Source organism: Devosia sp. (assembly GCF_030689745.1).
GTDB lineage: Bacteria > Pseudomonadota > Alphaproteobacteria > Rhizobiales > Devosiaceae > Devosia > Devosia alba.
This window is the reverse complement of record NZ_JAUYGL010000043.1, coordinates 1-25,276: the sequence shown is the minus strand read 5'-3', so window position 1 is coordinate 25,276 and position 25,276 is coordinate 1. Positions and strand designations below refer to the sequence as shown.

Annotated in this window: 20 protein-coding genes; 13 read left to right on the top strand and 7 right to left on the bottom strand. The window is 62.9% G+C overall.

Annotation, left to right across the window (positions count from 1 at the left end):
• A partial coding sequence (locus tag Q8O80_RS03865) for a VTT domain-containing protein (RefSeq protein WP_305577126.1) occupies window positions 1–331 on the top strand: 331 nt, incomplete at its 5' end.
• Between the two features lie 65 nt (window positions 332–396).
• Window positions 397–1,845 carry an NAD(P)/FAD-dependent oxidoreductase gene (locus Q8O80_RS03860; protein ID WP_305577123.1) on the top strand — a complete coding sequence of 483 codons (1,449 nt, stop codon included), beginning with the start codon at window positions 397–399 and terminating at the stop codon, window positions 1,843–1,845.
• Here the strand turns inward: Q8O80_RS03860 and Q8O80_RS03855 are convergent.
• Entirely contained in the window at window positions 1,842–2,504 is a 663-nt protein-coding gene (locus tag Q8O80_RS03855; RefSeq protein ID WP_305577120.1) for an arylesterase, read from the bottom strand. The two genes, Q8O80_RS03860 and Q8O80_RS03855, sit on opposite strands and share 4 nt — an antisense overlap.
• Window positions 2,505–2,536: 32 nt before the next feature.
• On the opposite strand from Q8O80_RS03855, the gene Q8O80_RS03850 reads away from it, so the two are divergent.
• The 9 genes from Q8O80_RS03850 (at window position 2,537) to Q8O80_RS03810 (ending at window position 15,657) form a co-directional block, all read left to right on the top strand.
• A complete protein-coding gene (locus tag Q8O80_RS03850; protein WP_305577118.1) occupies window positions 2,537–3,238 on the top strand; it encodes an ABC transporter ATP-binding protein in 702 nt (233 codons plus the stop codon).
• Complete coding sequence (locus Q8O80_RS03845) at window positions 3,235–5,787, top strand: ABC transporter permease (protein WP_305577116.1); 2,553 nt, start codon at window positions 3,235–3,237, stop codon at window positions 5,785–5,787. The genes Q8O80_RS03850 and Q8O80_RS03845 overlap by 4 nt, the downstream gene beginning before the upstream one ends.
• Before the next feature lie 169 nt (window positions 5,788–5,956).
• A complete protein-coding gene (locus Q8O80_RS03840) occupies window positions 5,957–7,852 on the top strand; it encodes a diguanylate cyclase (protein WP_305577114.1) in 1,896 nt (631 codons plus the stop codon).
• 407 nt (window positions 7,853–8,259) lie between these two features.
• Window positions 8,260–9,909: a hypothetical protein gene (locus Q8O80_RS03835; RefSeq protein ID WP_305577112.1), complete on the top strand. Its 1,650-nt coding sequence runs from the start codon at window positions 8,260–8,262 to the stop codon at window positions 9,907–9,909.
• A 69-nt stretch (window positions 9,910–9,978) separates the two neighbouring features.
• A complete protein-coding gene (locus tag Q8O80_RS03830) occupies window positions 9,979–11,268 on the top strand; it encodes an ABC transporter substrate-binding protein (protein WP_305577110.1) in 1,290 nt (429 codons plus the stop codon).
• 69 nt (window positions 11,269–11,337) lie between these two features.
• Complete coding sequence (locus tag Q8O80_RS03825; protein ID WP_305577108.1) at window positions 11,338–12,231, top strand: carbohydrate ABC transporter permease; 894 nt, start codon at window positions 11,338–11,340, stop codon at window positions 12,229–12,231.
• Window positions 12,232–12,465: 234 nt separating this feature from the next.
• On the top strand, window positions 12,466–13,359 hold the full coding sequence (locus tag Q8O80_RS03820; RefSeq protein ID WP_305577106.1) for a carbohydrate ABC transporter permease: 894 nt from the start codon (window positions 12,466–12,468) through the stop codon (window positions 13,357–13,359).
• A 191-nt stretch (window positions 13,360–13,550) separates the two neighbouring features.
• Window positions 13,551–14,618 (top strand): ABC transporter ATP-binding protein, encoded by a 1,068-nt coding sequence (locus Q8O80_RS03815; RefSeq protein ID WP_305577104.1) that lies wholly within the window; start codon window positions 13,551–13,553, stop codon window positions 14,616–14,618.
• 211 nt (window positions 14,619–14,829) lie between these two features.
• Window positions 14,830–15,657 (top strand): hypothetical protein, encoded by an 828-nt coding sequence (locus Q8O80_RS03810; protein ID WP_305577102.1) that lies wholly within the window; start codon window positions 14,830–14,832, stop codon window positions 15,655–15,657.
• Between the two features lie 2 nt (window positions 15,658–15,659).
• Here Q8O80_RS03810 and Q8O80_RS21500 read toward each other — a convergent pair whose 3' ends face one another.
• The 5 genes from Q8O80_RS21500 to Q8O80_RS03790 form a co-directional block, all read right to left on the bottom strand.
• Window positions 15,660–15,812: a DUF6471 domain-containing protein gene (locus Q8O80_RS21500; RefSeq protein ID WP_371136093.1), complete on the bottom strand. Its 153-nt coding sequence runs from the start codon at window positions 15,810–15,812 to the stop codon at window positions 15,660–15,662.
• A complete protein-coding gene (locus tag Q8O80_RS03805; RefSeq protein WP_305577100.1) occupies window positions 15,809–17,662 on the bottom strand; it encodes a glycosyltransferase family 2 protein in 1,854 nt (617 codons plus the stop codon). Before Q8O80_RS03805 ends, Q8O80_RS21500 begins: the two co-directional genes overlap by 4 nt.
• Window positions 17,663–17,990: 328 nt before the next feature.
• Window positions 17,991–19,010, bottom strand: coding sequence for an Hsp33 family molecular chaperone (locus Q8O80_RS03800; protein ID WP_371136092.1), 1,020 nt, complete (start codon window positions 19,008–19,010; stop codon window positions 17,991–17,993).
• Window positions 19,011–19,246: 236 nt separating this feature from the next.
• Window positions 19,247–20,179 (bottom strand): ornithine carbamoyltransferase, encoded by a 933-nt coding sequence (gene argF / locus Q8O80_RS03795; protein ID WP_305577096.1) that lies wholly within the window; start codon window positions 20,177–20,179, stop codon window positions 19,247–19,249.
• A 136-nt stretch (window positions 20,180–20,315) separates the two neighbouring features.
• Window positions 20,316–21,515, bottom strand: a complete 1,200-nt coding sequence (locus Q8O80_RS03790; protein WP_305577093.1) for an aspartate aminotransferase family protein — start codon at window positions 21,513–21,515, stop codon at window positions 20,316–20,318.
• Between the two features lie 372 nt (window positions 21,516–21,887).
• On the opposite strand from Q8O80_RS03790, the gene Q8O80_RS03785 reads away from it, so the two are divergent.
• Both Q8O80_RS03785 and Q8O80_RS03780 read left to right on the top strand, forming a co-directional pair.
• Window positions 21,888–22,454 carry a GcrA family cell cycle regulator gene (locus tag Q8O80_RS03785; protein WP_305577128.1) on the top strand — a complete coding sequence of 189 codons (567 nt, stop codon included), beginning with the start codon at window positions 21,888–21,890 and terminating at the stop codon, window positions 22,452–22,454.
• A gap of 239 nt (window positions 22,455–22,693) precedes the next feature.
• Window positions 22,694–23,542 carry a hypothetical protein gene (locus Q8O80_RS03780; RefSeq protein ID WP_305577091.1) on the top strand — a complete coding sequence of 283 codons (849 nt, stop codon included), beginning with the start codon at window positions 22,694–22,696 and terminating at the stop codon, window positions 23,540–23,542.
• 50 nt (window positions 23,543–23,592) lie between these two features.
• Here Q8O80_RS03780 and Q8O80_RS03775 read toward each other — a convergent pair whose 3' ends face one another.
• Window positions 23,593–24,693, bottom strand: a complete 1,101-nt coding sequence (locus tag Q8O80_RS03775) for a DUF4145 domain-containing protein (RefSeq protein WP_305577089.1) — start codon at window positions 24,691–24,693, stop codon at window positions 23,593–23,595.
• Window positions 24,694–25,276 lie beyond the last annotated feature (583 nt).

The window sequence follows — 25,276 nt, the reverse complement described above, 5'->3', positions numbered from 1 at the left end:
GGGCTTTGAAAAGAGCGCCTTCAGCTACATGCTGGCGATGCGGCTGGCGCCCGTCCTGCCCTTCTCGGTGGTCAATGTGCTGCCCGCCTTGTTCAAGGTGAAGTTCCGCAGCTATTTCCTCGCCACGCTGATCGGCATCCTCCCCGGCGCCCTGGTCTATGCCTCGATCGGGCAGGGGCTGGAAACGGTGCTGATCGAGGTGGCCGTAAGCGGTCGCGCTGTCAGCCTGTCCGATCTGGTCACGCCCGGCCTGAGCTTGGGACTGCTGGGCCTGGCCCTGCTGGCCATGGTGCAGCCCGTTTACGCCTTCGTGCGCTCCCGCCTGCGCTAGCCAGGCCCCGGCGTCGGGGCGCCTCACGACAATTCACCCATCATGCAATGTCCAGCGAGTGATCCATGCCAGCCAAGAGCCAGCCCAGCCAGCGGATTGAATGCGATGTCTGCGTCATCGGCGCAGGGTCGGCGGGTCTCAGCGCCGCTTCGGGCGCAGCGCAATTGGGCGCCAGGGTGGTGCTGATCGAGCGCGGGGCCATGGGCGGCGATTGCCTCAATACCGGCTGCGTCCCCTCCAAGTCACTGATCGCGGCGGCCCATGCCGCCCATGGTTTCAAAGCCGCAATGGCAATGGGCGTGGGTGCGGGCCTCGTGCCGAAGATCGACTTCCAGGCGGTGCATGATCACGTCCACGCCGTTATCGGCGCCATCGCGCCCCATGACAGTGTCGCGCGCTTCGAGGGCATGGGCATTACCGTGCTGCAGGAGACGGCCAAGTTCGTCAGCCCAGGCGAGCTGGTCGCCGGCGACTACACCATCACGGCGCGCCGCTTTGTGGTGGCGACCGGATCGCGCCCCGGCCTGCCGCCGATTCCGGGCCTGGCCGCGCTTGAGCCGTTGACCAATGAAACCATATTTTCGCTGACCACCCGGCCCGACCATCTGCTGATCCTGGGCGGCGGGCCGATCGGGCTGGAACTGGCGCAGGCCTTCCGCCGGCTCGGCTCGGCCGTGACCGTGGTCGATGCCGGGGCCATTCTGGCCAGGGACGAACCCGAGGCCGCGCCGCTGATCCGCAAGGTGTTGGCGGATGAAGGTATCGCCTTGTTCGAGCACGCCAGCTTCGCCGATCCGCAGCGGATCAGGGGCGGCGTGCAGGCAAGGGTCGAGACCGCAGCGGGTACGCAAATCATCACCGCCAGCCATTTGCTGGTGGCTGCCGGCCGCAAGCCCAATATCGAGGATCTCGGACTGGACGCCGCCGGGGTCAGAACCACCGGACAGGGGATCGCGGTCGATGCAAGGCTGCGCAGCAGCAATGCGCGCATCTATGCGCTGGGCGATGTCGCTGGCGGGCCGCAGTTCACCCATATTGCGGGCTATCACGCCGGCATTTTCGTGCGCAACGCCATGTTCGGCCTGCCATCCAGGGTCGATTATGCCGCCCTGCCCTGGGTCACCTATCTTGATCCCGAGGTGGCCCATGTCGGTTTGACCGAGGCTGACGCCCGCAAGTCCGGCGCCGACGTCATCACCATTGTCGAGCATTTTGTCGAGAATGACCGGGCCCAGGCCGAGAGGCGCATTGAGGGCTTTGTCAAGCTGGTGCTGACCCGTCGCGGCAAGGTGCTGGGGGCCACCATGGTGGGCCCGCATGCCGGCGAGATGATCAGCCTGTGGGGACTGGTGATTTCGGGCAAGGTCAAGCTGTCGGCCGTCGCCTCGATGATTGCCCCCTACCCCACGCTGGCGGAAATCTCCAAGCGGGCGGCGAGCGCCTATTACAAGCCAAAACTGTTCGGCACGCTGCCCAGGGCCTGGGTTGGTCTGGTGCAGCGGTTTATGCCCTAGCCGGGGCGCTGCAGCAGCTGTTCGACAAAGGGCAGCAGCTTTTCCACGATATGGGCGACCCCGGCGGCATTGGGGTGGCGCATATCGGCTTGATTAAGCGCGGGTTCAAGCGCCACGCCATCGAGAAAAAACGGGTAGAGGATGGCGCCGTGCGCGCTGGCCAGAGCCGGATAGAGGCCATCGAACGCGGCAACATAGTCGGCGCCCAGCCCGCGGTCGGCCATCATGCCGAGCAGCAGGACCGGCACTTGCATGTCGTCAAGCTTCTGCAGGATTGCCGCAAGATTGCTGGTTGCGGCGGACGGGGGCAGGCCCTGCAGCATGTCATTGGCACCCAGGCCAAGGATCACCGCGTCGGGCGCCTCGGCCAGCGACCAGTCGAGCCGCGCCAGCCCGTCAGCCGTCGTGTCGCCTGAAACGCTGGCATTGACCAGCGTGGCATCCAGCCCGGCCCTGTCCATCGCCGCCTGCAGCTGCGCGGCAAAGCCTTCCTCTGCCGGCAGGCCATATCCTGCCAGCAAGCTGTCGCCATAAAGCAGGATGGTGCGCTCGGCGGCATGCGCCGGCAGCGTCACTATCGCGATTGTGGTCACGATGGCCATTGCGCTTAGCGCCCGATGCACCCAGTTTCTCACTTCAGCACCTGCCGCCCGCATCATTGTTTTCTCCGACCAGAATTTGGCCTGCTTCCATGACCGATTTTATCGCCCAGACCCAGGGCATGAACCTCCACCTTAGTTCGGGCAAGGAGTCGTTTCATATCCTCAAGGACATCACGTTTGCGATAAGCCCGGGCGAGGTGGTGTCGATTGTCGGTCCCTCGGGCAGCGGCAAGACCTCGATGCTGATGGTGATGGGCGGGCTGGAGCGCGCCAGCAGCGGCCTGGTCGATGTCGGCGGCGCCACGCTGAGCGGGATGAATGAGGACGAGCTGGCCGAAATACGCCGCAGCAATATCGGCATCCTGTTTCAGAACTTCCATCTCATTCCCTCGATGACGGCGCTGGAAAACGTCGCACTGGCGCTCGATATCGCCTTTGATGATCTGCCGCTAAGCGAAATCCGCAGCCGCGCCAGAGCGGCGCTGGCCGCGGTGGGTCTGGCGGCCCGCGAGAATCATCTGCCCAGTGCCCTGTCGGGTGGCGAGCAGCAACGCGTCGGGCTGGCCCGCGCCATTGTTACCCGGCCCAAATTGCTGCTGGCCGATGAACCAACGGGCAATCTGGATCAGGAGACCGCCACCTCAGCCATCGATCTGCTGTTTGATCTGGCGCGGGCCAATGGCATGGCGGTGCTGCTGATAACCCATGACAATGCTCTGGCGCGGCGTGCCGACCGGCAGATGCGCATGGATCGTGGCGAACTCAGCCAGCTTTCGGCAGTCGCGGCATGAAGCGCCTGATCGCCTGGTTGCGCGTGGCGCTGATCGATCTGCGTGGCAGCGCGGCCCGCTTCACCATTCTGATTGCCTGTCTGGCGCTCGGCGTGGCCGCCATCGGCGTGGTCAGTTCCGTGCGCGGTGCGGTTGAAACTGCCATTGAACGCGATGCCCGCGCCATTCTGGGGGGCGACCTGGAGCTGCGCTCGCCGCGCACCGATATTGCGCCCGATGTGCTGGCAGCGCTTGAGGCGCTCGGTCCGGTCAGCCGCGAGGTCCAGCTCAATACCCAGGCCCGGAAGGGCGATGCAACGGCCTTTCTGTCGCTGCGCGGCGTTGGCGCGCGCTATCCGCTGGTTGACGAGGTGACGCTGCTCCCGGGCGCCCTGCCCGGCCGCACAGCCGAACTGCTTGGCACCCAGAACGGCCTGGCGGGCGTGCTGCTGTCGCAGCAGGCGGCGCTGCGGCTGGAGGCGAAGCCGGGTGACACCATCCGCATCGGCACGCTCGACCTGCAATTGCGCGGCGTCATCGACACCCTGCCCGATCAGGCGACGCTGGGCTTTCAGCTCGGCGCGCCGGCCCTGGTATCGGACGCCGCCCTGCCGCTGGCGGGGCTGAAGCAGGAGGGTGTGCTCAACCAGTTCCGCTACAAGGTGCTGCTCGACAGTGCTGATTTCGCCAGCACCAAGGCGGCGCTGGAAAAGCAGTTCCCGGACCGTGAGTGGCAGCTTCGCTCGCCACGTCAGGCCACCGAGACCATTGCCCGCTTCATCGGCATTTTCGGCAATTTCATGCTGCTGGTGGCGCTCTCATCCATGGTCGTGGGCGGGCTTGGCGCCGCCAATGCCGTCACCGCCTATGTGGGCGAGCGGCAGGCGGGGATCGCCACCATGCGATCACTGGGGGCAAGCGGCAATCGCATCGTTGTGCATTTCCTGTCGCAGGTGATCTTCCTGTCGCTGCTCTCGATTGCCATCGGCCTGGTGGCCATTGCGCTGGGCACCTTTGCCGTCTTGCCGCTGCTGGCCGGGTTGATCGGGCTGGACCTGCCCGCGGCGCTCGATCTGCGGGCCATGGCGGCGGCGGCCGGCATCGGGCTGGTCACCGCGATCATCTTTGCCTGGCTGCCCCTGCTGCGCGCCCGGGCCATTCGTCCCGCCCTGCTGTTTCGCGCCGCCGCATCAAGCCATCTGGACCGGCAGGACTGGCGCCGCTGGCTGAAGCCTGCCGCTTCCGTGCCCTTGCTGGTCGGGTTTGCCCTGTTGTTCGCGCTGACACTGGCCATTGCCAGCGACGCTCGGCTGGTGGCGATCTATTTTGCCGGTACGGCGGTCGCCTTTGGTCTGCTGCGGCTTGCGGCAGCGGGATTGACCTGGACCCTGTCGGCCATGCCAGCGCCACCCAACCGGCTGCTGCGCCGGGCGCTATCGGCCATTGTCCGGCCCGGAGCGCCAACCACGACGGTTCTGGTCTCGATGGGCATGGGCCTGTCGCTGCTGCTGCTGATCGTCTCCATCCAGTCCAACATCAACGACCAGATTGCCACCGAGGTCAGCACCGAGGCGCCGGCTTTCGTCCTGCTGGATCTCGACAAAGGCAGTGTTGATGGCCTCACCAGCTTTGCCGCGGCGACACCCGAAATCGAGGCACTGACCACCATCCCCATGCTGCGCGGCACCATTACCGCACTCAAGGGCGCCCCACCGCCATCAGCCGATGACGAGCTTTCGCGCGACGTGGCCGACATGTTCCGCGGTGATACGGCGCTGACCTGGTCGGCCGCCCTGCCCGAGGGCACGGTGATCGAGCAGGGCGCGTGGTGGCCCGAAGACTATGCCGGCGAGCCGCAGGTGTCGCTGAGCACCGAAATGCGCGATGCGCTCGACCTGTCGATTGGCGACAGCATCGAGATCGCCATTGCCGGGCGGAAGCTGGCAATGACCATTGCCAGTTTCCGGCTGATCGATTGGCGCAGCCCCAATTTCAACTTCCGCATCATCGTCTCGCCCGGCCTGATCGAGCGCGCGCCGCAATCCTATTTCGGCGCCATCGCCGTGGTGCCGGGCAGCGATCAGCAGGTGGAAGCCGCATTGATCGGGGCATTTCCCCTGCTCAACTTCGTGCCGGTGGGCGATACGCTGGCCCGTATCAGGGCGGTGTTCGACGGGTTGATCAACGCCATTGCACTGGTCAGCGGCACGGCTGTTCTGGCCGGCATATTGGTGCTGGCCGGCGCGCTCAGCGTCGGACGGCAACAGCGCGAGACTGATGCTGTGGTGATGAAAGTGCTGGGCGCCAGGCGCCGCGACGTCATCGCCGCCTTCCTGATCGAATATGCGCTGCTGGGCGCCATTGCCGCTGTTCTGGCCACCTTGATTGCGCTGCTCGGCGCCTGGGCGGCGGCAACCTGGCTGCTGGAGATCGACTTCGCCGTGCCGCTGAGCCAGTTGGGCCTGGTCACCCTGCTGGTGATTGTGGCCACCATCGTCACCGGCGCCGCGACCACCTGGTCGGCCATGTCCAGCGCCCCGGCTGCCAAATTGCGCCTGGAAACGCCCTGATCACAATTTGCCTGGAACGGGCGGTTGCGGCCATTTCGCGGCATTCCGTTCAGCTTTGGCAAACCCTTGGCTGGTAGCGTGGCAGACGAGATCGACATGGGCCTGCCTGGCGTAAGCCCGGTCGGCGGACAAGGGATTGCATGACGGACAAGGATTACGGAACGTGACGATGTCCAACTGGCCCCTGGTGGCAGGCAATATGGCAGTGGTCGCACTGTTCGTGCTGCTGTGGTCGCGCTCCAACTATTGGTTGAAGACGATACCGCGCCTGTATCGGGCGCCATTGTTTGCCGCGATCATTGGCCTTGGCGCCATTGCGTCGATGAGCATGGCTGTCGAAAGCCGACCGGGCGTGTTTGCTGACCTGCGGATTGCCCTGCTCACCGTGGTGGCGCTGTTTGGTGGCTGGCCCGCCGCCCTGATCACCGCGCTGATCGCGGGGAGCTACCGCCTGATGATGGGCGGACTGGGCACTGGCGCGGGGGTGATTGCCGTCGGGCTGGCCAGTGCGTCGGGGCTGTTTGTCAATCTGCTGGTGGGGACATCCACCTTCCGGCTCTGGCATATTGTGGCCGCGGCGCTGATCGCCGCCATGGCGACATCGGTGGGCCTGCTGGCCCTGCCGATCACCGATCTCCCCATGTCCGACCGGATCTGGTTTGCCGCGATCAATCTGGTCGCCACGGTCGTGGCCGGGCTGGTCTATCTGCGGGCCTGGCACCTGTCGGCCGAACGCGAATTGCTGGCGGCGGCCCTGGCGCACGCCCCGGACTACGCTTTTGTCAAAGATCTGCACGGCAAGTTTGCCGCGGCCAACGAGGCCGCAGCGCGGCTGCTTGGCGTGGCTGGACCAGACCAGCTGATTGGCCGCGACAATTTCGATGTGGAGCCCTTCGAGCGGGCCCAGGCCCAGCTGGACGGCGAAGCCATCATCATGGCGTCGGGTGAACCGCAACTGGAGCTGGAAGAACAGCTGACCGATGCCGACGGCACCCAGCGCTGGTACGCCACAACCAAGGTGCCGCTGCATGACGTCGGCGGCCGGATCATTGGTCTGGCCGGGGTTTCGCGTGATATCACCGAAACCAGGCTGCTGCAGCAGGAAGTGTTGCAGAGCCGGGATACGCTGTCCTATGCGCTGGCCGAAATGACCGGCGGTCTGGCCATGTATGACAGCGAAGGCCGGCTGGTGTTCTGCAATGAGCAGTATCGCGACGGCTTTCCGCTCACTGGCGCGCTGCGGCAACCAGGCACGCATTACCGCGACATTTTGCAGGCGGTGATCGACACCGGTGAACAGCCCAAGGCGCCCACAGAGGGAGAAGCGGCCGCCGAGTGGATCGCTGATCGCTATGCCAATCTGCAGCGCGAATCCGAGGACGAAATCTATCTCAGCAATGACCGCTGGATGCAGGTGCGGACCCGCCCCACCAGCAATGGAACCACCATGGTGGTCGCCATTGATGTAACCCTCTTCAAGCAGGCCGAACAGGAATTGCACACCACCACCGACCACCTCAAACATCTGGTGCGCACTGACGCGCTCACCGGGCTGCTGAACCGGCGGGCGTTCGATGATGCCATCGACGCTGAAATCCGCCGCACTAGCCGTGCGGGCACGCCGTTGAGCCTGTTGATCGTCGATGTCGACCGCTTCAAGGCCTATAATGATCATTACGGCCATCTGGCGGGCGACGAGGCCCTGCGCCAGGTCAGCCAATTGCTCAAGAACAGCCTGAAGCGGCCCGCCGATGTGGTTGCCCGATTTGGTGGCGAGGAGTTCACCGCCATCCTGCCCGATACCGATGAGGACGGCGCCTATCTGGTGGCCGAGAGCTTCCGGCGCGCGCTGGCCGAAGCGCATCTGTCGCATGCCAATAGCGACAAGGGCTACATCACGGTCAGCGTCGGGGTGGCCACCTATATGGCCGACACGGCGGCGCGCAGCGCCCTCGACCTGATCGAGACGGCAGACGGCGCTCTCTACAGCGCCAAGGCGGCAGGCCGGGACCGGGTGTTTGGCACCCGGGTGACCGATTCAAGGCGCCTGCGCACCACCGCCTGAAGCAGAATTGATGGCGTCGACCCGCAATCTTGTATGGCAGATTGCCTGTTCTATCTAATTGATAGACCTCAATAATTCCTGCAAGTTGGTGGCCATATCAACAAAATCATTGACTTCGCAGACGGCTGCGAACAATTATCCGGCATCTGAGCGGGGACAATCCCTCAGGAACGGCCGGAGACACGTCATGGGCCTCGGCCCAGCCAGGGTATGTGGTCAAGCGTGAGCTACGCGGAATGTCGTTGGTCTGACCGGTAATCTCCGGACCAATGCTCGTTTCGACCTTCTGAGAGACCCGCAAGGATCTCAACCGTGCGGTCGCGGTTGGCGGGCAGGTCACTTCCTCTTCCCAGCACACCGCACCTCGACATCGGGACCACCGATGCCAGCGAGCGGGAGGAAGCAGGATGAACCATCAGCCGACCAGCCTCACCCTGCTCGACAGGCTGCGCGCGACCACGGTCACAGACCGGGTGGGTGCGGTTGAGCACACCGGCGTGCTGGCAGAATTTGTCGCGTCGGGCGTGCGCTTTGTCGCCTCGACCCCGCAGCTGGAAGCCCGCTATTATGCGGCGGTGCGCGAACTGCTGGCCTGCATCAGGCCCACCAGCGATGCCCATCCCATTCTCAATGAAGGCGGCGTCTATCTGGGCTGCTGGCTGGAAAGCACCGGCACGATCAATGCCGAACTGCTCAGCCGCTTCAACCCGTCGGTGGCCGCCGCCACCTTTGCCGGCTTTGCCACCCATCAGCGCGAAGATGGCCTGTTGCCCTATAAGCTGACGGCCACCGGCCCGGTGTTTGCGCAGATCCAGACCGTGACGCCGCTGGCCCGCTCGGTATGGACCCATTATTGCCTGAACGGCCGCGACCAGGCCTGGCTGGCGCCGATCTACAGGGCGATGGCGCGCAATGATGCCTGGCTGGCCGAGTGGCGCGACACGCGCGGCACCGGCGCCGTCGAGGCGTTCTGTGCCTATGATACCGGCCATGATCTGTCGGCGCGGTTCTGGCATGTGCCGGACAGCCCGTTCAACAATGATCCCAGGGCGTTTCATCCCGACAATCCGCTGCTGCCGTTCATCGCCCCGGACCTGACCGCCAATGTCGCCTGCCAGCGGCGCTATCTGGCCCTCATGGCCGAAGCGCTGGGCGAGGATGGCAATGCCTGGCGGGACAAGGCCGAGGCCAGCACGGTGGCGCTGTTCGAGCAGTGCTTTGATGGCGCGGACGGGTTCTTTTATGACCGCGACAAGCATGACCGGCATGTGCGCGTGCAGTCCGATGTGCTGCTGCGGGTGCTGGCCTGCGAGATCGGCGATGACGCGTTCTTTGCCAAAGCGCTGCAGCGCTATCTGCTCAACACGTCAAAATTCTTTGCCAAATATCCGTTCACCTCACTGGCGCTGGACGAGCCACGGTTTGATCCGGCCTTTGCCTATAACAGCTGGTGCGGGCCCACCAATTTCCTCAGCCTGATCCGGGCGCCGCATGCCTTTGAGGCGCACCACCGCCATGTCGAATTGAGCTGGGTCGCGCAGCCCATCCTGAGTGCCCTGTTCAAATCCACGCGCTTTGCCCAGACCATCAACCCGTTTACCGGCGAGGCCGGCTTCACCGAGGTCTATTCGCCGGCGATCCTGTGCCTGCTCGATTTCCTCGAGCGGTTGTGTGGCATCCAGCCTCGTCCCGATGGCACGCTGTGGTTTACCGGCCTGACCCCGCAACAGATCGAGCATCGCGACGAGACGCACGAGACCGGCTATGGCCGCGCGGTCGATGGCCACGGGTTCGAGCTGATCAATACGGCCGCTCACATGAGCGCCTATCGCGACGGCGCCCCGCTGTTTTCGGCGCCACGCGGCATTCGCGTCATCACCGACCGCGCTGGCCAGATGCTGGGCCTGGTCGGCATGAGCGCCAGCCCCGTGGCGGGCACGATAACCACGCCCACGGGCCGCTATGACTTTGCCATCGGACCCAATGAACAACTCGACCTCGAGGACAATCAACTGGTGCGGGTGCGCGACCCCAGCCTGATCGCCCCAACTTACTGAATGCTGCGGCCCGGCCAGGGCGCGGGCTGCAGCAAGACTGACGTACGTAGCTCAACAGGGAGGAACCAAATGAGCCAGTTCAACCGCAGGCGTTTCCTGCAAACCACAGCCGGCGTCGCCGCGCTGTCCACCTTCGGCCTGCCCGCCTTTGCCCAGGACAAGCAGATCCGGCACTTCTGGTGGGGCAATCCCGAGCGCGACAAGCGCACCTTCGCCGCCATCGAGCTTTACAATGCCAAGACCCCGGGCACCGTGGTCTCGGGCGAAAGCCTCGGCTTTGCCGATTATTTCACCAAGCTGACCACCCAGATCGCCGGCGGCAACATGCCTGACGTGATCCAGCAGGGCTATGGCGTACTGTTCGAATACATCGCCAATGGCGCCGTGGTGCCTCTCGATGACTATGTCGGCAACAGCCTCGATATCTCCAGGATTGACCAGTCGGCCATCGATGCCGGTACGGTGGATGGCAAATTCTACGCCCTGTCCATCGGTGCCAATTCGCACATGGCCATCTACAATTCCCGCCTCTACGAGGAAGCCGGCATTCGTGTAGGCAGCAATTTCGACCCCTATGGCTACACCTATGACGATCTCAAGCGCATGGCCGTCGAGATCAAGGACGCCACCGGCATCCCGGGCACCGACGACAATACCGCCGACTACCAGAACTTCTCCGATTTCACGGTGCAGAAGGGCGCCAACCTCTACAACGAGGACGGCTCCTATGGCCCCACCCAGGAGATCATCGAGGAATACTGGAGCATCTGGGCTGCCATCCGCGAGGCCGGCGGCACCCCGCCAGGCCAGGAATCGGCCGGCCTGGCCGGCGTGTCCGAGCTCAGCCAGCTCGGCGTCGTCACCGGCAAGTCCGCCACCTCGTTCCTGTGGAGCAACCAGCTGGTGGGCGCCCAGGGCCTGATGCAGGACACGCTGGGCGCGGCCATGTATCCCAATACGCCCGACATGATCCCCGGTTCGGTGATCCAGCCCAGCCAGTTCGTCTGCCTCACCCGCGACAGCCAGGACCCCGAGGCCGCCACCGCCTATATGAGCGCCTTCATCAACGATCTCGAGATGACCAAGGTGCTCGGCCTCGAACGCGGCATTCCCTCCAACAGCGAGGTGCGCGCCGCCCTCGAACCCGATCTGTCGCCGGCAGAAGCGGTTTCGGTCGCCTTCTTCGATGCCATCCAGGGCAAGACGGCGCCACTCACCGCGCCGCCGCCCAGCGGCTCGGGTGAAGTCGAGCAGACTTTTGAACGCGTCGCCGTCTCGGTGCTGCTGGGGGAAAAGTCCATTCCCGAGGTCGCCGCCGATTTCCTCGCCCAGGCCAACGCCATCCTGCGGCGCGCCTAGCTAGCCGATTTCTCAGTCGTCTCCCTCCCCCCTATGGGGAGGGAGCCAGATCGAGTAGGACCAGATCGCATGGAAAAATTCTTCCGCCGCAATTTTGCCGGCTACAGCTTTCTGGCCCCCTGGCTGGTCGGCTTCTTTCTTTTGGCCATCGGGCCCATCCTGGCCTCGCTCTATCTCAGCTTCACCAAATACAATGTGGTGCGGCCGCCGCAGTGGATCGGCTGGGACAATTACACCTACATGGTGCAGTTCGACGCCCGGTTCTGGAAGGCCCTGCAGGTTACCTTCACCTTTGTGGCGGTGTCGGTGCCGGCCAAGCTGGTCTTCGCGCTCGGCGTCGCCATGGCGCTGGACAAGGGCATTCGCGCCATTGGCTGGTATCGGGCGCTGTTCTATCTGCCCTCGATCCTGGGCGGCTCGATCGCCGTGGCGATCCTGTGGCGGCAGCTGTTCAATTATGACGGCGTCATCAATTCCATGCTGCGGCTGTTCGGCACTGACGGGCCCTATTGGCTCGCCGATCCCAATTACTCGCTATGGACCCTCATCGTGCTCGCCGTCTGGCAGTTCGGCTCGCCCATGCTGATTTTCCTGGCCGGGCTGCGCGCCATTCCACAGGAGCTGTACGAAGCGGCCGAAATCGACGCTGCCGGGCCGGTGCGCAAGTTCTTTGCCATCACCGTGCCGCTGCTGGCGCCGGTCATTTTCTTCAATCTGGTGCTGCAGATGATTGAGGCGTTCAAGAGCTTTTCGGGCGCCTTCATCATTTCGGGCGGCTCGGGCGCGCCGCTCGACAGCCTGCTGTTCTTCACCGTCTATCTTTACAACGAGGCCTTCAGTTTCCTGCGCATGGGCTACGCCTCGGCGCTGGCCTGGGTGCTGCTGCTGATCATCGCCGGCTTCACCGCGATAGCCTTCTGGACGTCCAAATACTGGGTCCATTACGAAAACGAGCGGGGCTGAGATGATGCTTGTCACCATGGTCTCAGTCGACACCCTCCCCCTTGCGGGGAGGGATCAAGGGAGGGGGACGGCCAGCCCCGATATCGCGGCTCTCGCATCCCCTCCCGTCCTCCCCCGTCGAGAGCCTGCACTCGGGCGCGCCAAGGCGCGGCCCTTGTGGGGCGGTGCCGCCCGGTGGGTGCCCCGAAATGGCGCCTCAAACCGTACTCTGGTCAAAGTCGCAGGGGCCACACCATGACCGACACCACCATCAGCAATACCGCCGCCCTGGCCGCCGAATATCGCGCCAACCGGGCCAAACGCGCCCGCCGCGCCGGGCTGCTCAAGCACCTGTTCCTGATCGCCACCTCGCTGATCATGGTCTATCCACTGCTGTGGATGCTGGCGAGTTCGCTCAAGCCCGACAACCAGATCTTCGGCGACCTGTCGCTGTGGCCGAGCACTTTTGAATGGTCAAACTACTGGCAGGGCTGGAACGCGCTGCCGGTCAGCTTCACCCGCTTCTTCTGGAACTCCACCGTGATCACCGTGCTTTCGGTGATCGGCAATGTCATCTCCTGCTCGTTCGCCGCCTATGCCTTTGCGCGGCTGGAGTTCACCGGCAAGACCATCTGGTTCGCGCTGATGATGATGACGCTGATGATCCCCTACCATGTGGTGCTGATCCCGCAATATCTGCTGTTTCTGAACCTGGGCTGGGTCGATACCTACCTGCCGCTGATCGTGCCGAAATTCCTGGCTGGCGATGCCTTCTTCGTCTTCCTGATGATCCAGTTCTTCCGGCAATTGCCGCGCGATCTGGACGAGGCGGCGATGATCGATGGCTGCAGCCCGTTCAAGATCTACTGGGCCATCATCATGCCGCTGTCGTTGCCGGCCATGGCGACGGCCGCGATCTTCAGCTTCATCTGGAGCTGGGAGGACTTTTTGGGACCGCTGGTCTATCTCAACGACATGAACGACTACACCGTGCCCCTGGCGCTGCGCATGTTCACCAGCCAGGACAGCGTCTCGCAATACGGGCCGATGTTTGCCATGTCGATCCTGTCCATCCTGCCCATTCTCATCTTCTTCGTCATCTTCCAGCGCATGATCATCCAGGGCATCGCCATGAGCGGGCTGAAATGAAGCGGATACAACCACCCTTCCCTTCTCCCCTTGAGGGAGAAGGTGCCCCGAAGGGGCGGATGAGGGGTCGGCGATCTCTTTTCCATCGCAGCATGCGCTGCAGCAAACCCCTCACCCGTCTCGCGCTTCGCGCGATCCACCCTCTCCCTCAAGGGGAGAGGGGTGACCACACCAGCCTCAAGGACTGACCCATGGCCTCCGTTACCCTCAGCGATGTTCGTAAATCCTACTCCAGCCTTGAGGTCATTCATGGCGTCAGCCTGGATGTGGTGTCGGGCGAGTTTCTCGTGCTGGTCGGCCCCTCGGGCTGCGGCAAGTCCACCCTGTTGCGGATGATCGCCGGGCTCGAAGAGGTCACTGACGGCACCATTGCCATCGGGGACCGGATTGTGAACGACTTGCCCGCCAGCCAGCGCAACCTGTCCATGGTGTTTCAGAGCTATGCGCTCTATCCGCATATGAGCGTGCGCAAGAATCTGGCCTTCGGGCTGGGCAATCTGCGCATGCCCAGGGACGAGATCGCCCGCCGCGTCGCCGACGCCGCCAGGATCCTGCAGATCGAGGAATTGCTCGAACGCAAGCCGCGCCAGCTGTCGGGCGGGCAGAAGCAGCGCGTCGCCATTGGCCGGGCCATTGTGCGCGAGCCGCAGCTATTCCTGTTTGATGAGCCGCTGAGCAATCTCGATGCCGAATTGCGGGTGCAGATGCGGGTGGAACTGGCCGGGCTCTACAACCGGCTGGGCACCACCATGATCTATGTCACCCACGACCAGGTAGAAGCCATGACCATGGCGAGCCGGATCGTGGTGCTGCGCGGCGGCAATATCGAGCAGGTCGGCACTCCTTACGAGCTCTACAATTTCCCGCGCAACCAGTTCGTCGCCACCTTTATCGGCTCGCCCAAGATGAACATCATCGCCGCCAGCCATGCCGAGGGGCAGGCGCAGCTGCCTGATTTTGGCGACATCGCCCTGCCCCTGGTCAGCACCGCCCCCGGCCCGCTGGCGGTAGGCATTCGCCCCGAGCAATTCGCCATCGGCACCAGTGGCGACGCCACCGCCCATGGCACCATCGCCCTGGTTGAGTATCTGGGCAGCGAGATTTTTCTCTACGTCAAACTGGCCTCCGGCCAGACCGTGCTGGTGCAGGCGTCGGGCAAGGCCCAGCACAAGCTGGGCGAGCCCATCGACATCGCCTTCACCGCCCAGAACGCGCATTATTTTGGTGCCGACGGGCAGCGGCTGGGGATTTTTGACTGAGGAGGAAGTGGCGGGGATCCCTGCAAGAACACATTTGATGTCGAGGCGCGCCGTCTGATCGTTGCGGCCTTATGTATCAAACGCACCAAGCTGGTGGGCTGTTGTGAAAGCGGCGCTATTTTTGTTGGTGATAGCTGGCCTCAGCGTGGCGCAGCATCAGCCCGTCTCCGGTGGAGAACGACAAGCCTGTGGGTGGACAAGAAATTCGCCCATGCAGTTCACCACAAACGTCGAAGGCGAAGTGGGCGAAGCGCCTTCCCTCTATGCCCGGACTCACATAGGACGCGGTAACGGCAAAGTACTCACTTTGACCTTGCCACAGGGGCTGTTCTTTTGGGAATTTGACCACCAGTGCCGTTTTAGTGGCGATCTTCAAGTCGCCCTTACCAACAACGAATGGACCATCGCCAACGTAAGTGGCTTTGACGTCTCTGGTGAATTCAAAGAAGCGCTGGAGCCCAATGCTGTGCAACATCCGCCCGCCTGCCATCGGCACGGAAGGGCCAGCAATACTTCTGACCTCTCCGGGCTGCAACTCTTGCAGGCGTTCAATGATGCCGTAAAAGATGCGGACGTCGGTAGCCGGGCTGTTCCCTGCGTTTTGCACGATGAATCTGACACCGACGCTGAAGCAGTGATGGTCCGCGATCTGCACTCCGTCGATTGTCAGATCGGTAGGATTAACGGCCGTGAATTCGGCATCAGTCACCACCAGCCAAGCAGCCTGCCCTTCTCTGGCTATTTCGTTGGCCCTTGCGGCTTCGTTGGCCGCGCGCTCAGCTTGCTTGAACGTGTCTCGCAGAAACAGCAGTGCCTGCCAACTAACGCCAGTGGCAACCGCCGCAAGCAAAACCATCCACCATTGGGCATACCCATCGCCAAAGAATATGTGATCGTCAGGGCAGACGGCACCGCCTTCCTGCTGTTGGGAATAGTTATCGGCGTTGTAAGCTACACATCGTTTTTGGTGTTCGGCTTCATATCGAGCTCCAAGCCCAAGGATCGAAACGAGAACAATCGCGGCAACAAGAAGCCCTAAAACTATAAGCGCAGGTCGGTCGTTTCTATCGCTGTCAGACATTGAAGTAGAAACGCCGCCGTGATTTTGCCCCCAGAGAGCTTATTCCGCACATTGGCCTCTTTGTCGTCAATGCCAATTGCCACTGGACGCTCAACCAGCCCGGCATAAGTCATGACCCTTCGCGACTTTCTGTTCTCATTGCCCCAATACGTACTTCCTGCCGCCCCGTCCCCTCCACCGGGACATGGGGGGATTTGAACCAGTGGAACGGCCGCTGCAGCAGTTCGCGCAGGGCGTTGAGGGTGGCGCCGGCGATCAGCAGCCAGTAGAAGGGTAGCAGTAACTGGATGGCGAGCAGGCGCAGGCCTTTTGCGCGCGCCAGCCCCAGCGTGGTGATGGCGAAGGTGCTGCCATAGCCCAGCACCAGCACCCCGGTATAAAATACCGCCCAGTTCCGGCCATCAAACAGCGGCGCGCCCAGCGCCAGTTGCAGGGCCAGGCCAATGCCCAGGCCGCAATGCAGCAGCGGCGCGGCAATCATGCCCAGCACCAGCACTTCAAACGCCAGCATCGGGCCCAGTCCCATCTCGGCGGCCAGCCGGCCCGGATTGCGGTTGTGCACGATGAAGGTCTGCATCCAGCCCTTCATCCAGCGGGTGCGCTGGCCCTGCCAGGCGCCGAGCCGGGTGGGGGCGTGCTCGCGCGTGTTGGAGGCCAGGGTTTCCACGCGCAGGCGGCGGCGGGCCAGCCGCATGCCGAGATCGGCATCTTCGGTGACATTGAAGGCGTCCCAGCCGCCGATCTGGCGCAGCGTGGCGGTGCGGAAATGGTTGGAGGTGCCGCCCAGGGGGATTGGCAGGTGCCAGCGCGCCAGCGCCGGCAACAGCACCCCGAACAGCGCGGCATATTCGGCGGCAAACAGCGCGGCCAGCCAGCCGCGCTCGCCATTGTCGATCAGCAGGCGCGCCTGCTGGCAGACCAGATCGGGGTGATCGCGGAAGCGCAGCGCTGCCTGCCAGAGCTGATCGGGGTCGGGGATGTCTTCGGCATCATAGACCACGACATGCTCGCCCCGGCAGAGCGGCAGCGCGAAATCGAGTGCCTTGGGCTTGGTGCGGGGGGCCGCGTCAGGCACCAGCACCAGCGAGACGCGCGGATCGCCCAGCCGCGCCCGGATCGCGGCAATGGTGGCGCGCGAGCCCGCTTCCACCACAAACTTGATGTCGAGGCGGGCGGGCGGGTAGTCCAGCGCCCACATGGCAGCGAACAATTGCGGGATCATCCTGGCCTCGCTGCGCAGCGGGATCAGGATCGAATAGACCGGCAATTGCGCATCGGGCGGCCGCTGTGGCGGCGCCAGCGGGCGGCGGGGCGTGGCCAGGGCGGCCAGCCGGATGGAGGAAGGTCCTACCAGCAGGGTCAGCGCCACGGGCAGCAGCCAGGCTTCGGCAATGAAGGGCGCCAGCAGCGCCATGGCCAGCAGCAGCAGCAGGCCCGCGGCAAAGCCGTAGCGGGCCGGCGTGGTCAGTTCGAGCTGGGCGGCGGCATAGGGCCAGATCTGCGCCAGGCGCTGCCGGGCGGCGGTAATCAGATCGCCCGATGCGGTGCGGGTCAGATAGTCGCGCAGGGCCGGGGCGGGCAGCATGCAGGTGGTCTTGCGCAGTCGCGGGCTGGCCCGCAGGCGCTGCCGCAGCCGCAGCACGCCGAAAAAGTCGGGGGCGGTGAAATCAACCGCCCGGTCGAGCACCTGCATGCGAAACAGCCGCACCCCGGCCAGGTCTTCGAGCCGCATCGGCTCGATGGTGCCGACCAGGCCGTGCGGCACGCGGTCGAAAAACGCGCACCCCGCCCAGGCAGCCGCCCGTTGCATGGCCAGCGTCTCGTCAACGCCACAGGCCAGCACGCCATGCAGCAGCGGATCGATTTCGCCGGCCAGCGCCGCCGCCAGCAACTGACTGGCATGGGCGTCATCGGCGCAGGCATCGCCCAGCACGGCCCGGATCAGCTCGAGCGCCTCGGACACGGGGCGCGCGCCGGCTCAGCGTCGCCGTCGCCGCCCCTGTCTGGCCCGTGCGCTGTCAGCCCGACACATCTTGGCCACCGCAACAATAGTCACCTGCATGGCTTTACCCCCAAAGCTGCATGGATGATCGGTCTGGATTGGTCGGCACGAGGTGCGGCTGAGCCCTGCAGCCGCGCATGGCCAAACGCCATGCCCACGCCCCCCAGCCGGAGGCCATAATCAATAAATCAACGACCCGATATTGCTTGGATTTAATTCTGTTTGCAAGTCGAGGAGCAAAAGCGCCCGCGAAGACTGGCGGCAACCAGTCTTCGCGGGCGTAGTTGGCTCAGTGCTTGACGGCAAACTGATGCGGATTGAAGTGGTAGGCGGTCGAGCAGAACTCGCACACCACTTCGATTTCGCCATTGACCGCCATTTCTTCGCGATCCTCGGCCGTAAAGCTGGTGGCCAGCATGTCCTCGATACGGTCGGCCGAGCAGCTGCAGCGCTCCACCAGGGGCATGGGCGAAAACACCCGCACGCCGGTCTCGTGATAGAGGCGGAACATCAGGCGTTCCGAGCTCAGTTCGGGGTCGGCCAGTTCCAGATCATCCAGCGTGGCCATCAGCGCCTTGGCCTCGGTCCAGCCATCATCGGGATCGGCGGGCTGCATATTGGAGAAATCGCCATCGCCGGGCAGATCGGCGACCCGCGACATGCCATGCTCGGGCAGATGCTGGATCAGCACGCCGCCGGCGCGCCAGTGCGGCCGATGATCGCCCTTGCGCGTGAATTCGGCCACCGCCAGGCGCACCTGGGTGGGGATCTGCTCCGATTGCATGAAATAGGTGTGCGCCACTTCCTCGAGCGAATTGCCCTCAAGCGCCACGATGCCCTGATAGCGCTCCATGTGCTCGCCCTGGTCGATGGTCATGGCCAGATGGCCATTGCCCAAGAGGTCAGCCGGCCTGGTGCGGCCCTCTTCGGCGGCCTTGAGCAGCAGCTCCTGGTCAAAGCGGGCATAGCCGCGCAGCCCGTCGGGCGCGTCAAAATCCACCACGATCAGGTTCACCGGCCCATCGGTCTGGGTCTGCATGATGAACTTGCCGGAAAACTTCAGCGAGGAGCCGATCAGGGCGGCCAGCACCACGGCCTCGCCGAGCAGGCGGGCAACCGGGGCGGGATAGGCATGGCGGGTGAGGATGGCGTCGAGGGCCTCGCCGAGCCGCACGCTGCGGCCACGGGTATTGAGCTTGTCGAGGCTGAACGGCACGACCGTATCGTCGCCGCTTTCCGGGCGATCCAACCCCAGGGCAGTCATCAGGTTATCGGTCATGGGCGTATTATCCGTCGTCATTCTGGTCAAATCGCTTTCAGGTCGGCGGGGCCATAATGGGTATAGCCCGCAAACTCGGCAAGAGTTTGCGGGCTGCGCGCACCGAACTGCGATGAGCTGCTGTTTGGGCTGAGCCGAACCAAAGGTCCGCGCCAGCGAATATGGTGACTTTCGAGAACCGGAGCGGAGCGTACATTGGTACGTGAGCACCGGAAGCGCAGAAAGCCGCCATTTGCAGGCCGGCCCAGACAGCAGATCGAAGCAGTTTAGTTCACGTCGGCACCAAAGGCCCAGCACAGGATGGCTTTTTGGGCATGCAGGCGGTTTTCGGCCTCGTCCCACACCACCGATTGCGGACCGTCGATCACCTCGTCGGTCACCTCATCGCCGCGATGGGCGGGCAGGTCGTGCATGAACAAGGCGTTCTTGTCCGCCAAGGCCATCAAACTGGTGTTCACCTGGTAGGGTTTCAAGACCCGGCGGCGTTCGGCGATGTCGACATCGCCCATCGAGACCCAGGTATCGGTGATGACGAGGTCAGCGCCCGCCACGGCGTCGCGCGGATCGTGGATCAGCTTCACATATTCGCCAGCGCGGCGGATATCGTCCATCAGGTCCTTTTCCGGGCTGTATTCCTCGGGCGTGGCGATGGTCAAATGGCACTGGAACAGCTCGGCCGCGTTGACCCAGGAATGCAGCACATTATTGCTGTCGCCGACCCAGGCCACCTTGGCGCCCTTGATGTTGCCGCGATGCTCCTCAAAGGTCATCAAATCGGCCATGATCTGGCAGGGATGGGCGCGCCGGGTCAGCCCGTTGATCACCGGCACAGAAGCGGCGTCGGCCAGATCGAGCAGATCGGCGTGGCTGAGAATGCGGATCATGATCGCATCGACATAGCGGCTGAGCACCCGGGCGGTATCGCCGAGCGTTTCCTCGCGGCTCAGCTGCATCTCCTGGCCGGAAAGCATGATGGTCTCGCCCCCCAATTGCCGCATGCCGACATCGAAGCTGACGCGGGTGCGGGTCGACTGGCGCTCAAAGATCATCGCCAGGACCTTGTCCTTGAGCGGCTGGGGCCGATCGCCCTGCTTGAGGCGGGACTTGAGCGAGCCGGCGGCATCAAGCATGCCGCGCAGTTCGGGCTGGGTGAAATCGTCGATGGAAATAAAATGCCGTGGGGTGCCGGTCGAATTCATGGGCCGGGTTCCTTTTGTGACGCTATGAAGAGGGCCGCGACGCAGGGCGTGCGGTTGATACCTCTCCTCCCCCATGAGGGGAGGAGGGAGCGCGATCATCGTCGCCGTCGCGCCTGCGCGAAGTTCAGCATGTGGTTCACCCGGCCGCCGGGACCGAAGCCGTTTCAGCTTCAATGGCGTCGAAGGCGGCACCGAGCTTGGCGACGGCTTCCTCGATCTCGGCCTCGGTGACGATCAGGGGCGGGATCAGCCGCAGCACATTGTCGCCCGCGCCAATGGCGAGCATCTGATGATCGTCGCGCAGCCGGGCGACGAAGTCGCGCACGGGCGGGGTGATCTTGATACCGGCCAGCAGGCCCTTGCCGCGCAGTTCGAGCACATAGTCGGGGTATTTCTGCGCCAGCTGCTGCAGATGCCAGGCCAGTTTCTGGCCCATCTGGTTGACGTGGTCGATGAAGCCGGGCGCCAGGATCCGGTCCAGCACGGCATTGCCTACCGCGCAGGCCAGCGGATTGCCGCCATAGGTGGAGCCGTGCGTGCCGGGCACCATGGAGGCGGCAACCTCGCCCTTGGCCAGGCACGCCCCGAGCGGAAAGCCGCCGCCAATGGCCTTGGCCACCGCGACGATATCGGGGGTGATGCCGCTCCACTCAAAGGCAAAGAAGCGGCCGGTCCGGCCATAGCCGCACTGCACTTCGTCCAGGATCAGAAGCAGGTCGTGCTCGTCGCACAGCGCCCGCAGGCCCTGCATGAATTCGGGCGTCATGGCCGTGACGCCGCCCTCCCCCTGCACGGTCTCGATCAGGATGGCGCAGGTCTGGGGACCGATCAGCGCCTTGACGGCATCGAGGTCACCGGGGGCGGTGTGCTTGAAGCCGGGCATGGCGGGGCCAAAGCCCTCGAGATAGCTCGGATTGCCGCCCGCCGCGATGGTGCCCAGGGTGCGACCGTGGAACGAGCCGGTAAAGGCGATGATCTCATAGCGATCGACTTCACCCTTGGCCCAGAAATAGTGCCGCGCCGTCTTGATGGCGCATTCGAGCGCCTCGGCGCCCGAATTGGTGAAGAACACCGAGTCCGCGAAGGTGGCGTCCACCAGGCGCTGGCCCAGCCGTTCCTGCTCGGGAATGGAGAACACATTGGAGGTGTGCCACACCTTGTCGGCAGCGCTTTTGAGCGCCGTAACAAGATGGGGGTCGCCATGCCCCAGCGCGTTGACCGCGATGCCGGAATGAAAATCGAGATATTGGCGACCCTGCTGATCATAAAGGCGCATGCCTTCGCCCCGCTCAAAAGCGAGATCGGAGCGGGCATAAGTGCCAAATAGCGCAGACATGGGTCGAATTCCTTCTCAAAGGTCGGGGTTGTTTACATCGTACAGTTCGGTTCGTGACAATAGCGCCACAAAAACCAAAAACGCGCCTGTCTCGCAGCGCGTTTCATCATCGGAGTTAGGCTAGTTTTCCCAGATAAGTCAATGATCACGGGCTTGGCCTTCGATTTGACTCAAACTTCGTTAAGATAATTTTAACCAGTGAATTTACGGGGAAACTCCCGCCCGACGCTTGATCCCGATTCCTCACATGGCGTAAACTCACTGTCATTGGGAGCACGATATCTCGTGTGGCGGACCCACTCAACATACGACGCCTAGCGTTTGATGGTTGCCATGGTTATTGGCGGCACAATGAAGGATTCTGTTTTGACGATGGTTTCAGGAGCACAACCGGCAGGCTGGACGGACGAACGCGTCGAGACCTTGAAGAAGCTCTGGATGGAAGGGTTGAGCGCGAGCCAGATTGCTGGCCAGCTCGGCGAAGGGGTGACCCGCAATGCCGTGATCGGCAAGGTGCACCGCCTCAAACTTTCCGCACGGGCCAAGCCAACCAATTCGACACCCCGGGCACGTCCGGCAGCGCGCACTGCGCCGCGCCGGGTCGCCAGCCCTTCAGTGGGCGCCTCCAATATGGGATCGGCGAGCAAGATGCGGTCATCCATGCCGCAGCGTCCGCAGACCATGGGCGCGACCGCCCTGGCGCACAATCCCGAGATGGAACACCAGCTTTATGTGGCCCCGGCCGTGCAGGAGCTGTTCATTCCCGAGGACAAGCGCCTCAGCCTGTTGCAGCTGAGCGAAAGCACCTGCAAATGGCCCATCGGGGATCCGCTGCACAAGGATTTCTACTTCTGCGGCCAGCATAGCCTGGAAAGCGGCCCGTATTGCGAGTTCCACTCCAAGCGCGCCTACCACCAGGTCGACAAGAAGCGCCGCTAAGCCGATATCGAACGAATTAAAGAAGGGCGCCACTGGCGCACTTTCTGTTTGGCATGACCTGTTTGGCATGACGACCAGCGGCCCAAGCGTGGAACTGGAGGGGCGGCGGAAACCGACCCCGTTGCGGTCGGTATCGCCTTGTGAGCTGTCGCCTAACAGCTGACATTGGCAGCATGTTGCCAAGTTAACTTGAGTTGTGTAGCCGCACCGCACAGCTTCGCCGGGCGTGGAGACCAGTTATGCCGTTAAGAATTACTTTCGACACCAACGTCCTCGATCTTGCTTGTCGGCCGGAGCGTTTTCCAAAAGACCCACGCCAGCCCGCCCTCCAGAAAGTCCATGACGCCCTGAAAAGTGGCGAGATTGAAGGCTTTTATTCCGTGACCATGCTGACGATTGAGGGTGTCATGAAGCGCGATCGTGCGCACGTCTATGGAGGCACCCGGATCACCATCGGCCCGGAGACGGCCAGCACTTTGAAAGCTGAGGAACTTCCTGACTCCCTGCGGGAACGATGGGGCGATAAGGATATTGAACAGATAGGCGTGGAATTCCGGGTCGAACAGCCCGATCGTCAGCCGCTTCACCCGGAGGTCCAGGCTAGAGCGAGAGCAGCTCATGCATTGGGCGTCAGGGTACTCAAAGCGCCGCCGAGGGTTGGGGCATTCCACATTCATGATGATGAGGGAAAATTCTATCTTAGCGCAGGAGCTGACGACGAGCTCGGAGCTTGGATTGCGCGGGTCCATGAAGTCGGGCGAGCAATCGAGGCGCGGGGTGTTGGAATGGCGCAAGTGAAGGCGCTTGGTCTGAACTCGGCAGATGCTCAGACTGCCTGGTACAAGGGATTGCAAAACGCCAATGATATCCATCAAGAGCGAGCTGTAGAACGCGCATTCGGGGAATGGGCAGATGGGGATGCTATAGCGTCTCATATCGCCTATGGTCTGGACATCTTCTGCTCTGCCGACGTGGGCAAAAGCAACGCGAGCAAGTCAGTTCTGGATCCCGTCAACCGCCAGTGGCTTGAGCAGACCTACGGGGTCAAGTTCATGTCGTTCGAAGACCTTCTGGCGGTGCTGCCCTGATGATGCGCCCATCTGTATCTTCATCGTTGTGGGTCGACAGCGTCCGTCGGTTACTTCCGTGGTGGGGTGCTTTTTCGAATTTCTTCAGCTGCAAGGTTGAGAACAAAAGACCGATGCAAGAAATTCTCGATGATATCGACAATGTGCCCGAGCCGGGCCGCGTTGGGTGTGTACCCTCGATGGGCTGACGCATTCCCAGCATCGGCCACCGCATCGAGAGCCGTCTTTTCGGTGGCGCTGATGTACCCAGCTTTCTCCAGCTCTTTCAACTTGCCCTCAAACCCTCCCTTGGGGTCGTTGATCCGCAGGTAGCCCGCGCGATCGAGCAGCGTCCTAGCGCCAATGGACGCTAGTATGTTGAGGCCGGCATTGAGCGCCGAATAGAGCTCGTCCATCACGCTGCGCAGAACATCGTCAGTGATCTCATCTGCCCAATCCGGCTTTGGGCGCAATGTTGGGGCCGGAAAGTACGTTTCCTTTATGCCGGGGCGCATCACCATGCGCCCTTGGTCATCGTAGTCCATCTCATCCCACTCGGAGAACCAGTATTCATGTCTCACTGAAAGGGTCTCACAGCCGCAGCACTCGATTACCTCAAACGTGTCGCTCCAGGAGATGGGGCCACTGTCCTTTTGAACGGTGTGTTCCGCTCTCACCCACGACTTCGTCACAGACCCGCACCTGTTACAATGCGCCTTCACGATGCGGTCTACAGAAGTGACAGTCGTTTGAGCCTCCGGGTTTTGTGGCGACGGATCAGGCTTCGGCCCAGGGGTCAATCTGGCCCAGCCTTTTGTCGAAATGCTTATGCAGTCATCCGGGACAAGCTCAATCAGACGCTCATTGACAGCGAGCTCAATGAGATCTTGAACCCTCTCACCGTCGATGGTTCCAACCACAGCAGTGAGATCGTCCTCATCAGGCAGTTCTACAGCGCCTAATTGGTCGTCATCCAACTGTGCTGCGGCCCATACAAGCAAGTTCATAACTTGCCTGTCGATGGGAGGAAGGGGCTGCTTGAGCATTTCATCCAAGTTGACCGAATTAATTTCCGGCCATTCGGCGTCCGTGCCTGATGTCATAGACCTGGTGGAATGGCTAAGCCTGGCGATCGACTTCTTGTCCGCGCCTGCCAGACGGGATTCGAGCATGGACAGTGCGGTTCCTGTGATCTGGTACTTTCCACACTTTCGGCAATCGACTCTACGGTAGTCGCCCCCACTAGGCTGCTCTTCATTTGCGGATGTCTTGCATATTGGGCAAAATGCCATGCACTAGGCTCCAGACAACACGCCAGGTTGGGAAGTTCTATTGCCGTTCGTAGCGATCTGTCCAGCGAACTGGCCCGTTGCACCCAAGACTCCCGCAACTGTCAAACCCAGAGCAATGTCCGGTTGAGCTTGTCTCGTGCCGAAATCCGCCGTTTTGCAAACCACTCCATTTTTGACTTGAAGCAGGCCTTCACCTTGCCCCTGCCTGCATATGGGAAAGAGCGATGGCAGTCCTGGCTGATTTATCCCCACCCCTCAAACCGCGCGTAAACTCATGCCCATCACCCCGCATGGGCGGCCTGCAGGCGAACAGTGGCGGGGGTGAGCCGGGTGTGGTCTTTGCCTGCCGCACAGGTTCCAGTCCGGCCGTGTGGGGGCGAGCGATCCCCGTGCCGCCGTACAGTTCCAAAAACCGGCGCCCCGAGGCGGTTTCGTCTCGTTTTTTACCTTACCGGAGGCGAAA